12 protein-coding genes are annotated in these 11,187 nt (G+C 41.9%); 2 read left to right on the top strand and 10 right to left on the bottom strand.

Going from position 1 to position 11,187, the window contains the following annotated elements; translation table 11 throughout:
• Nucleotides 1–144: 144 nt before the first annotated feature.
• Nucleotides 145–468 (top strand): slr1957 family protein, encoded by a 324-nt coding sequence (locus GSQ19_RS01230; RefSeq protein ID WP_455431994.1) that lies wholly within the window; start codon nt 145–147, stop codon nt 466–468.
• 136 nt (nt 469–604) lie between these two features.
• Here GSQ19_RS01230 and GSQ19_RS01225 read toward each other — a convergent pair whose 3' ends face one another.
• The 4 genes from GSQ19_RS01225 to rpsD all read right to left on the bottom strand — a co-directional run bounded on the left by GSQ19_RS01225 (nt 605) and on the right by rpsD (nt 4,717).
• On the bottom strand, nt 605–2,389 hold the full coding sequence (locus GSQ19_RS01225; protein WP_011320984.1) for an ATP-binding protein: 1,785 nt from the start codon (nt 2,387–2,389) through the stop codon (nt 605–607).
• Entirely contained in the window at nt 2,386–3,432 is a 1,047-nt protein-coding gene (locus tag GSQ19_RS01220; RefSeq protein ID WP_011320983.1) for a substrate-binding domain-containing protein, read from the bottom strand. Before GSQ19_RS01220 ends, GSQ19_RS01225 begins: the two co-directional genes overlap by 4 nt.
• Before the next feature lie 489 nt (nt 3,433–3,921).
• Nucleotides 3,922–4,137, bottom strand: coding sequence for a hypothetical protein (locus tag GSQ19_RS01215; protein ID WP_153228341.1), 216 nt, complete (start codon nt 4,135–4,137; stop codon nt 3,922–3,924).
• On the bottom strand, nt 4,109–4,717 hold the full coding sequence (gene rpsD / locus GSQ19_RS01210; protein WP_011320982.1) for a 30S ribosomal protein S4: 609 nt from the start codon (nt 4,715–4,717) through the stop codon (nt 4,109–4,111). Before rpsD ends, GSQ19_RS01215 begins: the two co-directional genes overlap by 29 nt.
• A 187-nt stretch (nt 4,718–4,904) precedes the next feature.
• Here rpsD and GSQ19_RS01205 point away from each other — a divergent pair, with 187 nt between their 5' ends.
• Nucleotides 4,905–5,525: a hypothetical protein gene (locus tag GSQ19_RS01205; protein WP_011320981.1), complete on the top strand. Its 621-nt coding sequence runs from the start codon at nt 4,905–4,907 to the stop codon at nt 5,523–5,525.
• Between the two features lie 50 nt (nt 5,526–5,575).
• On the opposite strand, the gene GSQ19_RS01200 is transcribed toward GSQ19_RS01205, so the two are convergent.
• The 6 genes from GSQ19_RS01200 to GSQ19_RS01175 form a co-directional block, all read right to left on the bottom strand.
• Entirely contained in the window at nt 5,576–6,208 is a 633-nt protein-coding gene (locus tag GSQ19_RS01200) for a hypothetical protein (RefSeq protein ID WP_011320980.1), read from the bottom strand.
• 228 nt (nt 6,209–6,436) lie between these two features.
• On the bottom strand, nt 6,437–7,051 hold the full coding sequence (locus tag GSQ19_RS01195; RefSeq protein ID WP_011320979.1) for a cytochrome c oxidase subunit 3: 615 nt from the start codon (nt 7,049–7,051) through the stop codon (nt 6,437–6,439).
• 110 nt (nt 7,052–7,161) lie between these two features.
• The gene (ctaD, locus tag GSQ19_RS01190) at nt 7,162–8,829 is read right to left on the bottom strand and encodes a cytochrome c oxidase subunit I (RefSeq protein ID WP_011320978.1); all 1,668 of its coding nucleotides are present in this window, start codon (nt 8,827–8,829) and stop codon (nt 7,162–7,164) included.
• A gap of 24 nt (nt 8,830–8,853) precedes the next feature.
• Entirely contained in the window at nt 8,854–9,768 is a 915-nt protein-coding gene (locus GSQ19_RS01185) for a cytochrome c oxidase subunit II (protein WP_011320977.1), read from the bottom strand.
• Between the two features lie 24 nt (nt 9,769–9,792).
• Complete coding sequence (locus tag GSQ19_RS01180) at nt 9,793–10,398, bottom strand: DUF2231 domain-containing protein (RefSeq protein ID WP_011320976.1); 606 nt, start codon at nt 10,396–10,398, stop codon at nt 9,793–9,795.
• On the bottom strand, nt 10,395–10,895 hold the full coding sequence (locus GSQ19_RS01175) for a DUF2231 domain-containing protein (protein ID WP_011320975.1): 501 nt from the start codon (nt 10,893–10,895) through the stop codon (nt 10,395–10,397). The genes GSQ19_RS01180 and GSQ19_RS01175 overlap by 4 nt, the downstream gene beginning before the upstream one ends.
• Between the last annotated feature and the right edge of the window lie 292 nt (nt 10,896–11,187).

Genomic DNA, 11,187 nt, shown 5'->3' with positions numbered 1-11,187 from the left:
ACTATTATATGTTTCTGATGCTTAATCAGCTCCTATAAGTACTCTTAATCGTAATTCCTTAATGAACTGTTAGCTAGCTATATATTCTCTCAAACTTTATTTTTACCACGTCAACAAATTCAACAAGCCGAATAAGTAACAGCAATTATGACACACTACTCTATTGAATGGATCGAAGCATGGTGCCAAGAAAACGGCTGGACAGAATTATTTGAAGAAAGGAGAAACCACTATTGGGCTTTTCCTCCTGGATGCGTCATGCCCGAACCCATTCCTAATCATGTCCTTAGAGGAATTAAAGCCGAAAAAGGATTAACATTTGATGAAAGATTATGGTCTATATCAGCCGTAGTTAGCACAGTTTTAGCGGTTGTTTCAACTTTTGTACTCCGGTGTCCTATGCCGTTGGTATTTGCCTTTGCTGTCAATGCGGTTACAGTAGCTCAACTGGAACCAGAAGAGGTTTAAATTATCAAATTTGAAACCTGAATTGATTTATTACTGCTCTGGGAATTTCTTCATCCAAGGGCAGTTTTTAAAATGTACAGGCTGTAGTGTTAACAGTATTCATAATTATGAACCCATTATCCTTGGGGAGAAAGTTTTAAACTTCTCTAGTTAGCATTGCACTGAAACCGTGTTCTAATTTCTCAGGTTGTACCTGACGTAAAGGAATTTCAATCCAAAATTCTGTTCCTTTGCCTATTTCAGACTCACACCGTAGGACTCCAGAATGTTTTTCAACCACAATTTGGTAACTAATTGATAAACCCAAACCCGTACCTTGACCAACAGGCTTGGTTGTGAAAAACGGGTCAAACAGCTTTGGCATCACCTGTTGAGTAATACCTGGGCCGTTATCAGCGATTCTAATTACCACCCGGTTATTATGATTTATTTCAGTACGAATTGTAATTTGGGGGCCGTTAGTTGTCAGTCGTTCATTATTCGTTGTTTTACCATTTACAATTGACCACTGACCACTAACCACTGACCCTTCTAAAGCATCAACGGCATTATTAATAATATTCATAAATACCTGATTTAACTGTCCTGCATGGCACTCCACTAAAGGTAGCTGTCCATATTCCCTAATAATTTTAATATTATAAGATTGCGATTTAGCCTTAAATCGATTCTGTAAAATCAGCAGAGTACTTTCAATTCCTTCATGAATATCTACCTCTTTCATCTCTGCTTCATCCAGTCGAGAAAAATTGCGTAAGGATAAAACAATTTGTTGAATTCTTTGAGACCCCATTTTCATTGAACTGAGGATTTTAGGAAGGTCTTCTTGTAAGAATTCTAGGTCTATTTCTGCAATTTTTTCTTGAATTACTGCACTCGGATTGCTTAACTCTTGTTGATAGAGATGGATTAATTCTAAAAGTTTTTCTGTATATTCATTGGCATGAATAATATTGCCATAGATAAAACTAACTGGATTATTAATTTCATGAGCTACTCCAGCTACTAGCTGACCTAAGCTAGACATTTTCTCAGTTTGAATCAGTTGGGCTTGAGTTTGCTGTAGTTCCTGTAAAGCTTTTTGCAATTCTAATTCAGCTTGTTTGCGTTCGGCAATTTCTAATTCCAAACGCTGATTCATGTTAGTTAACTCAGTATTTTTCATCAAGGTTTCCCGCGATTGGGATAACTTACCTGCCATATCATTAAATGATTGTGCTAGGTCTTCAATTTCATCACCTGTGTGGATGTTTAAGCGATAATCGAAGTTACCTGCTGCAATTTCTGCCGTACCTAACTGTAAATTTTGTATAGATTTGATTGTTGGTTGCCAAATGAGGATAAATTTCCCAATCAATAGCATTAAAATTATTGCCACAACCACTATAGAGATGATTCTCTGTACTTGGTAGAGGTTTTGTAAGTCTTGCTCTAATAAAATTCGCTCTTGATAAGCACGTTGAATTATCTGTTCCAGAAATAACTGAATATCTTGATTAAAAGAATTAATTGCTCTAAAATACTGCTGAGAATCTTCTAGATATGTTGGACTAGCACTACGTTGGGTTAGTTGTACTGCCATATTGTCAAGCAACTGATGCCGCCGACGAATTAGAGCAATTTCTGGTGAGTTTGGCATTAACTGTTCTACTTGATTTAAGGAATCAAGGAATTCGGCGTGCAGTATTTCTGTACTTGTGCTTTTAGTTTTGAATAAAACAATATCTTTGAGGACAATTATTTCCGACTTTAAGGTATTGTTTGTTTCTAAAACGGCCTTTATAGTTTGAGTAGTTTGGTAACTTTTTTCGCGGACATTCTGCCTAATTTGCTGCACAACTACAGTATTGCCGATAAGAATAGCCACTACGAGTCCGACAGATATAGTAGAACCTGTGAGAAGCTTGGTGGAGATTTTCATTTTTTCGGGATGGATATTAAGTTGAGTTCTTGACGGAGTTGTTGAATAGGAGCATAGTGGTCTGGGCTGACAAGAGTATAACCGGCTGATTCAGCTCCTAAAATATCTTTCATCCCTTCTGGGGTACTAATAAAAACTTGCTTTAGCTGTTGGATCAATTCTGGCGCCAATTTTTGGGATATTACTATGGGAAAATTAGGGATGGGTGCAGATTCCCAAATTAATCTATAGTCTTGTGGTGTGAGCTTACGACTGTTTTTGAAGGTGATGTAAGAAGAAACATTAGTTGCAGCTGCATCGACAGAGCCATTTTCTAATGCTGCTATACTTTTGCTATGGTTGCCGACATAGATGACGGTTCTAAAGTCCTTTTGAGGATCAATACTTTGTTTACTAAGCGCGGCTAGTGGCATGAGATATCCAGAGGTAGATGATTTATCTACAAAAGCAACGCGCTTGCCTTTGAGGTCTTTTAAGGTTTTGATAGAACTATCAGCTTTGACAATAATACAAGCTCGATACCAAGGTTGGCCCGTATGTTTATCGATGGAAGTCACTAATGGTTGAATTTCTGCACCCCTATCTACTGCCTCAAGATAAGCTACAGAACCTAAATAAGCCAGGTCTAGTTTGTCTTGAGTCAACCATTCTATAATTTCTTCGTGATCTTTAGCTATGAAAAAATCGACTTGTCGTCCCAGAGATGTTTCCAAGTAATCATTCAGGGGCTTGATGATTTGCTGTTGTTCTGTGAAATTTTGGGTAGATAGTACGCCGATTTTTAGTTTAGGTAAATCATTTTTATTGGCAGATGATAAAGAGGTATTATCATAAACTGTACCTTGTCTTTCCCTCGTCCTTCTTACTACCCTAATATCGTCTGTGGCTTTCTGGGATGAGGTTTTATTTACAAGAGATTGATTGTTACTAGAGATATTATTATGACAACCGATACTAAATATATAGGCGATCGCAGTTACAACAACAAGCTGGCTACTGAATAACCTTTTTCTACTAATCAGCCACTGCACAGCTTTTTTCATAGGATTTTACTCACATATATAGCCCAAAGTAATTTTCAGGGTTTGGTAGTTTCTGGGAAATTAGCTAGATATATCTTTCCCTCAAAAAATGCCGTCGTAACACTAGTATCGCAAAGTGGAATATCTTCAGGAAAAGCTGCACCACAAAAATTTAAAATGAATACATCATGTTTATCTACACCATGCTGTACTTGTTAAAATATCTGTAGATAAAAAAATCATGCAGATGATAGCGTTCCACCCAAGGTAGCTGATGAGCTATCGCTCTTGGTGCAGAAATATTAAGATAATTTATACCAATTTGAAAAAAGAATGCGACAGATATACAGCCCCAAACCCTTGTCCTGTCTTGATTCTTAATTTTGAATTTTGTTGGCGTACCCCTCCGGGGAAGCAAGCTACGCGGTAGCGTCTCGTAGAGAAGCCTTACCGTAGGGTCGTTTGAATTTTGAATTGCTATTACTTTACGAGGATTTTCTATACAAGCCGCTAAATTGGCAAAGGATGATCACACAATTGCCAATAAGCGGCATTATTTTCATCATCAGGTAGGCAACCGCCCTGTAAATATTTTGAGGTCGTTGCTGATGAAGACCTCAAGATAAAAATATGCCAGTGATAAATAAATCGGAGAAGCCCGCGCCGTGCTGCTAAGGCAGTTGGCGGCGGGAGTTCGTTACGCTTGTCGGGAGTAGTATTCCACAACTAGCAGTTCGTTAACTTGCAGCGCCACCCATTCACGTTCAATGACACCATTAACTTTACCAACCAACTTGTTTTTATCAAACTCTAAATGGCTGGGGAGGTTAGCTAAACCCGGATATTGTAGGTTATTTTCTACCAATTTCCGTGATGGTGCTTTGTCTCTGACAGCAATTTCTTCGCCAGGACGGCATTGGTAGCTGGCAATGTTGACTACACGACCGTTAACTGTGACATGACCATGATTTACCAGCTGACGAGCGGCTGGAATTGTGGGAGCCATACCCAAACGAAAAACCGTATTATCCAAGCGCATTTCTAACAGTTGCAGCAGCACTTGTCCGGTAGAACCAGTTACACGTCTAGCGCGACGCACATAGCGTAACAGTTGCTTTTCAGTCAAACCGTAGTTTAAACGCAGTTTTTGCTTTTCTTCTAGACGGATAGCATACTCAGAGCGCTTTTTGCGGTTCTGACCATGCTGACCTGGTGGATAAGCGCGTCTAGCGCTCTTACGAGTTAATCCTGGCAAATCGCCCAAGCGACGTACAATTCTAAGACGTGGCCCTCGATATCGGGACATGAGTTTCCTTAATTTAATCCTGTTTAATTTTACCCAGACATACTATTATAAGTACCTGGAAATCACAAATGCAAAAATCATTGGTCAGATCAGCAAAATTTTACTTTATATTTGCTGTTTTACCTGATTGTCCGAAGATTCGCTGCACATTTGAGTTAGCATAACTTTGGGTGTTTGGAGAACGGCAATGTGCAGAAAACAGGTTTTTGGGTCGGAAGAACACAAATTAGCTCTCAAAACTCGTCTCATGGGGTTGACAACACCAGTTCTGGCCATAGCTGGGCTTTTGGGAATGAGTATCCCCAGTGTGGCTGTTACTGCTTCTTACAGTAATGATTATCGTGCCTGTACGGGTAGACTCATCAGCGTGGGTGTGACTGCACAAGCAGCAGCCGAAGGCTGTGCTACGGCATTACGTCCAACAGATTTATCTGCTTGTGTGGTTGATATTAGCAAAAAGACGCAGATACCTGCTGTAGATGCGCTTTCTGGCTGTAGACGGGCTAGACAGCCAAAAGATGTAGCTACTTGTGTAGTCGCTGTAAGTAAAAATACTGAAGGAGCGGTTAATCCAGATGTATTGAACTACTGTGGTCGTAGTTTATTACCTGTGCGTTTTGCTCAGTGTGTTGTCGGGTTGCGTAGTGAAATCGCTCTAGCTCCTAATGTGGCTCTGGATACTTGTATTGATGGAAGCGATCGCATTAGCGGATTTACTCCTCCATCAACTTTACCAAATCAACAACCTGGAACACAGTTCAACCCTACTTTTGAAACTCAACCAGTACCAGCAAATCCTAGTAAGTGAGTAATAAGTGCTGAGTGTGGCGCTTTAGCCTATTCAGCACTTATCTGTTCTCAGGAAATTTTCAGTTGACCTTCTTTATAGGCTTGGCGGAGAGCGATCGCTTCTGCTACGATTTGTTGGGCGCTTAATCCTTCCTCATCCATCATTCTTTGCAGTGTTGTCCCAGTTTGTTCTGAGGCTTCGTGAATAGGGGGAATTTGGCAGTATCTACCACCATTCTTTAACCGTCGCCAAATACTGGGTTTTTGCGGTCTAGCTGCTCTGGGGGTACGCTGTTTTTGAATTAATGTGCGTACCGTTTCTTGATTAATTACACTTAAATCTAATAGTCTATCGATAACTTTTTGATACTGTTTACTTCTTTCTGCTAGCTGATATATGGTTCTCGGCTCAACTTGGTCAAAGTCTTGCGGTGCAAACTTACCAAAGGTGGCAGCAATCTTAAGGTATTTCTTTTCCTCTCCTTGCCAACCTTGATTGCAAAGTAGTTTTTTATACTCTCTTAAAGAAAGATTTTGTTTCTGTTCAGCTAACCAAAAAGCGTGATGTAAAATTGCCTTGGTGACATCAGCAAGGGTTTGAAAGGAAAAATCTGCGTTTGCTTGAGAATTTTCTTTAGTGTATGGCTCAAACTGGTGTGAATCAATTGGTGTTGCAGCTACACCCTGCATTGGTGTCATCATAGTAATGATCTCACAGTAGGGTTTTTCTAGTAGGCGATCGCCCAGGCTTAAAATCCAATAAGTACAATTGTACTATAAATTCACTAAAAAACCCTAATGATGGCAAGATTTTTTGCAGACGAATCAAACCCTTGATATGCAAGACAAGCATAAAGCAGAGCCACCCAATACGCTGGCTCTGCTGAATTGGTTAATTTTTGTAAGTACTGGTAGGGATTGAGTTTGGTGCTACTGCCAGATGTAGATGAGGATAAACAAAATAATCCAGATGACATCGACGAAGTGCCAAAACAAAGAAGTGGCATTTACGCCGAAGTGACCTGTATCGTAGTTACCAGGAATGAGCGATCGCACAAGAATAATAAACTGTAACAAGATCCCTGTAAAAACGTGCAAACCGTGGAACCCTGTTAACAGGTAGAACATTCCTCCGTATACGCCGGAGGTAAAGCCAAACTCTAAGTGACTCCATTCAATGGCTTGTCCTACCAAAAAGTAGCTACCCATCGCCATTGTTGCTGACAAAAAGATGCGAAATAACCGCAAGTTTTTGCGTTTTAGGGCAAGTTCCGCAAAATAAATCACAAAACTACTAGCAACTAACACCACTGTATTAATTGCCGGGTCTTTAACTTCTAACCCTTCCACGCCAACAGGTAGCCAGTTAGGAGTAGTTGTTTTGTAGACGATATATCCAGCGAAAAAGCTTAAGAAAATGACACTTTCAGATAGTAAAAAGACAATAAAGCCGAACATTTTATTGCCTTCTTCATCATGACTGTGTTCACCACCTGCATGATGTTGGGGTTCCTGCGACTCATCTGAAACAATATAGCTGTCCATTGGCGAGATTCTGAGTTGTGTAATCTTTTATTGATCTGTTTCGATAGTTTGTAGTAAACACTTTAGTGTTGAGGGAAATCAGGACTAAAGTCCTTACTACGAACTGAGTATTAGTGATGACTATTAGCTTCTGCAATTAATGGTTCTGATTTGCCGTAACCATAAGGTTCAGAAATTACGACGGGGATTTCTTCAAAGTTCTCTACAGGTGGTGGAGAAGCAACCAACCACTCCAAACCAATAGCGCGCCAAGGATTATCTGGTGCTTTCTCACCGTGCATCCAAGAAACCACCATATTGAAGATGAAGGGCAAAGTAGACATACCTAACAAGAATGCACCAAGACTAGCAACGATATTCCAGCCTTCATATTCTGGTGCGTAGGAAGAAACTCGGCGTAGCATCCCTTGTAAACCTAAGGGGTGCATGGGGAAGAAGTTGAGGTTAGTACCGATGAATGTCAACCAGAAGTGTAGTTTACCCCAGCCTTCGTAGTACATTCTGCCGGTCATTTTGGGGAACCAGTGATAGAGGGCTGCATACATACCCATCGTCACGGTTCCGAAGAGGACGTAGTGGAAGTGTCCGACGACAAAATAAGTGTTGTTGACGTGGACATCCACGGGTACAGAAGAAAGCATAATGCCGACAATACCGGCGAAGACAAATAAAATTAGTCCACCCAAGGCGAACAACATGGGGGTGTTGAGTCGAATTTTTCCGCCCCAGATAGTTGCAACCCAAGCAAATACCTTAATACCTGTGGGAACAGATACTAACATCGTCGTCAGCATGAAAAACATCCGCATCCAAGCAGGTGTACCACTGACGTATAAATGGTGTACCCAAACAATGGCGCTAACTACGGCAATTAACATCGAAGAAATCGCCACTACCTTGTAACCAAATAATGGTTTACGAGAGTAGACAGGAAAGATTTCTGAGAAGATACCGAAGATGGGCAAAATGATGACGTAAACAGCCGGGTGGGAATAGAACCAGAAGTAATGTTGAAACATCACGGGATTTCCGCCCTTGCTGGGGTCAAAAAAGCTAGTCCCCACCGTAATGTCTAATAACAACATTACCGCACCTGCTGTCAGGGCTGGTAAGCCAAATAATTGGATAATTTGAGCGCTAAAGACTGCCCAAACAAACAAAGGCATCCGAAAGAAGCCCATTCCTGGCGCACGCATCTTAACGATGGTGGTAACAAAGTTAACTGCCCCCATAATTGAGGACACACCGGAAATAGCAACAGCCAATAGCCAAATTACTTGACCATTAATTAACTTACCTGTGGGATTCTGGAGACTGACTGGGGGATAAGCCCACCAACCAGATTGGGCTGGGCCACCAGGGACAAAGAAACTAGCCATCAAGAGAATCCCGACTACGGGAACCATCCAGAAGGCGGCGGCGTTGAGGCGAGGAAATGCCATATCCCGCGCCCCAATCATCAAGGGTACTAGGTAGTTAGCTAGCCCAACGAGTGAGGGGAATGTCCACAAGAACAGCATCACAGTGCCGTGCATGGTGAACATTCCGTTATATACGGTGCGGTCGATGAGGTCTGATTCGGGGGTGATGAGTTCTCCTCGCAGTATCATGGCGAAGATACCGCCCACGAGAAAGAAGATAAAGGAGGTTACAAGGTATTGGATACCAATTACCTTGTGGTCATGGCTAAAGCTGAAATATTCCTTCCAGCCTCCGGGAGATGGGTGGTGAGGCTTCCCCGCAGGGAGTTGAACGCCGTCTATGGGGATGTTTGTCATGGGTGAAGTTTTGTTGTGGGGGTTTTAACCAGGGTAATTAACTAAAGGTGCGGGGGCTGGTGCTACGGTTTTCCAACCTGTTTTGACTTGCTGAGTGATGCTTTGTGCATATTCAGCAGATGCTTGGTTGTAGGCAGTGCCGGGTTTGTGGGTAGCTATTTTGGCTAGCCATTTGTGATACTCTTCGGGAGATTCCACAACTACATTGGCCTGCATGGTGGCGAAGTATGTGCCGCTATATTGAGAGTCGGTGAGGTGATATTTACCTTTGCGGATGGGGGTAAATTCAAAGTCGATGTTGTGGTTGGGGATGATGTCTTGCTTGAGGCGGAAAGCGGGAATATAAAAGCCGTGGAGTACATCTTCAGAATGCAGCGCCAATTTTACCCGGCGATCGCTTGGTAAATGTAACTCGGTGCTGGTAACATCCTTTTCGGGATAGTGGAATACCCACGCCCACTGTTTAGCTAGAACATCAATCTGTTCTTCCGGTTCAGCTAAACCATCGTTGGTCGCTGCATAAGCTGACTCCATCCCCATTGGGTTATGCAGGTGTACTAATGCTGTCGGCCCTTGAATGCCCATTTGTTCATAGATTTGGTAGCTATAGGTGGCAATCCAAACTACTAAGAGGATGGGAATAGCTGTCCAAACTACTTCTAAGGTGATGTTACCTTCAATGTGGGGGCCGTCGCTGTAGTCATTTTCTGCCGCCCGGTGAAATAGTAAGGAATAGAACAGAGTGCAGGTAACACCAAGGAAGATGAATGCACCAAGAGTTACCAAGAAACTGAACAAATCATCAATTAAGACGGACTCAGCCGCCGCTTGGGGTGGTAGCCAGGTGTAAGCTAGTTTACCTATCCCTAAACTAGTAATAGTCACAGCGATCGCGCCTATTACCAATGTCACAAGGTTGAAAAATTTACGGATTGTCATGGTTAGTGGTCAAAGACTCTAGAATTACTTGAGGATGGTGTTAAGGTCTTCGCCTAATCGCAATAAGCTATCTGCTGTGTTGTGTATGCCAAATTCAGCCGCTAACTGCGCTCCTAATGTGCCGTGGAGATACATGATAAACATGATGGCTACACCTGCGGCTAAATAACTCCACTGCACTTGTGTAACTTCTCCCACAGACCAGACATAGCGTTGCCATGCCCGCCATAGGGTCATGACAGCAATGAGACCTAAAAGGAATACTCCACCTACGCCATGCCAAAGCATTGTTTGCATGGCTTGTAATCCCCAGGTACTTTTGATTTCGGGTGCTGGTGCAGCGAGAAACATTTCATAAAAGCCAGCAGCTACTGTGAAAAATGTGATGATGGTGGAGCCAACCATGTTGTACCAGCCCACATCAAATAAGTTTTCCCGTTCTACAGTAATCGCCAAAAACTTGAAAACCCATTTGTCCCAAGGGAATAGTACGGCAACGATATCAAAAGTAATGCCGATGATGAACAAGCCCAAGGTTAAATGCACTAAGTTTGGATGAATGGGGATTGTGTAAGGTAGCCCATTTGCCCCTAGTTGGACGTTTAATTGGTCAATTAATTCTGAGTTCATGGCAGAAGTCCTTCCTTTACCGCTTCAACAACTGGTACGGTGTGCAGTCCATATATCCACACCAGTTGATCACCGAGATATACCTGCAAGCCAACTATTATGGTTAACACCAATCCTGCAACCAAGTAATGAAAGGGGATTTTTAGGGGGTTGCGGAGACGAATGACGTAGCGCCATGCTGTTAGGGCGGCGATAATTCCCGAAAGTGACCAGCCAAGTAAGGTATGTAGATTCAAGACTGATTTAACTACTTCGTAAGGTTTTGCTAAACCAGCTTCAAACTGACCAAAAATAATCGCCACAAAAATGGCGATCGTTGCCACAAACATATTCCACCAACTCACTTCAAATAGGCGAGTTTTACCAGTTAAATAACCAATCACATCACAAGCAAATGCAAACAATACCATCGCAATTACGAAGTGAACAACGATGGGATGTATCGTATCTGGATAAGGTAAATTGTGGTCGTTCAAAGATGTAAGAAAATCAAACATTGCACTCTCCTAGACATATCTACTGCACCGCAGCTAAACTTCAATGATTGACATTACTCACATAAAAATAGGCATTCACGTATGACCAGAATTTGTTTATCAGATTTGCGAAGCGAAGTCCGGTCACTCCAGTATCAGCCCTGCTATCAACAAATTGGGTGAGGCTATTATTTATAGTCAATGATTGAGGTGAATTGATTTGTTCATATTGATACGCTACAACAGCGATTTTTAATTTACCTAACAAAATTGCTGTTGTCCGGCTATTTGGTGAGACCTATCTATTAGCTTA

It is taken from the genome of Trichormus variabilis 0441, from assembly GCF_009856605.1.
Classification (GTDB): domain Bacteria; phylum Cyanobacteriota; class Cyanobacteriia; order Cyanobacteriales; family Nostocaceae; genus Trichormus; species Trichormus variabilis.
Note: the sequence above shows the minus strand (reverse complement) of the source record. Positions and strands in the feature narration are given on the sequence as shown.

Bases quoted from the DNA above. Each gene is read 5' to 3' on its own strand.
- GSQ19_RS01225 (WP_011320984.1), bottom strand. From the start codon at position 2,389: ATGAAAATCTCCACCAAGCTTCTCACAGGTTCTACTATATCTGTCGGA.
- GSQ19_RS01220 (WP_011320983.1), bottom strand. From the start codon at position 3,432: ATGAAAAAAGCTGTGCAGTGGCTGATTAGTAGAAAAAGGTTATTCAGT.
- rpsD (WP_011320982.1), bottom strand. From the start codon at position 4,717: ATGTCCCGATATCGAGGGCCACGTCTTAGAATTGTACGTCGCTTGGGC.
- GSQ19_RS01205 (WP_011320981.1), top strand. From the start codon at position 4,905: ATGTGCAGAAAACAGGTTTTTGGGTCGGAAGAACACAAATTAGCTCTC.
- GSQ19_RS01200 (WP_011320980.1), bottom strand. From the start codon at position 6,208: ATGATGACACCAATGCAGGGTGTAGCTGCAACACCAATTGATTCACAC.
- GSQ19_RS01195 (WP_011320979.1), bottom strand. From the start codon at position 7,051: ATGGACAGCTATATTGTTTCAGATGAGTCGCAGGAACCCCAACATCAT.
- ctaD (WP_011320978.1), bottom strand. From the start codon at position 8,829: ATGACAAACATCCCCATAGACGGCGTTCAACTCCCTGCGGGGAAGCCT.
- GSQ19_RS01185 (WP_011320977.1), bottom strand. From the start codon at position 9,768: ATGACAATCCGTAAATTTTTCAACCTTGTGACATTGGTAATAGGCGCG.
- GSQ19_RS01180 (WP_011320976.1), bottom strand. From the start codon at position 10,398: ATGAACTCAGAATTAATTGACCAATTAAACGTCCAACTAGGGGCAAAT.
- GSQ19_RS01175 (WP_011320975.1), bottom strand. From the start codon at position 10,895: ATGTTTGATTTTCTTACATCTTTGAACGACCACAATTTACCTTATCCA.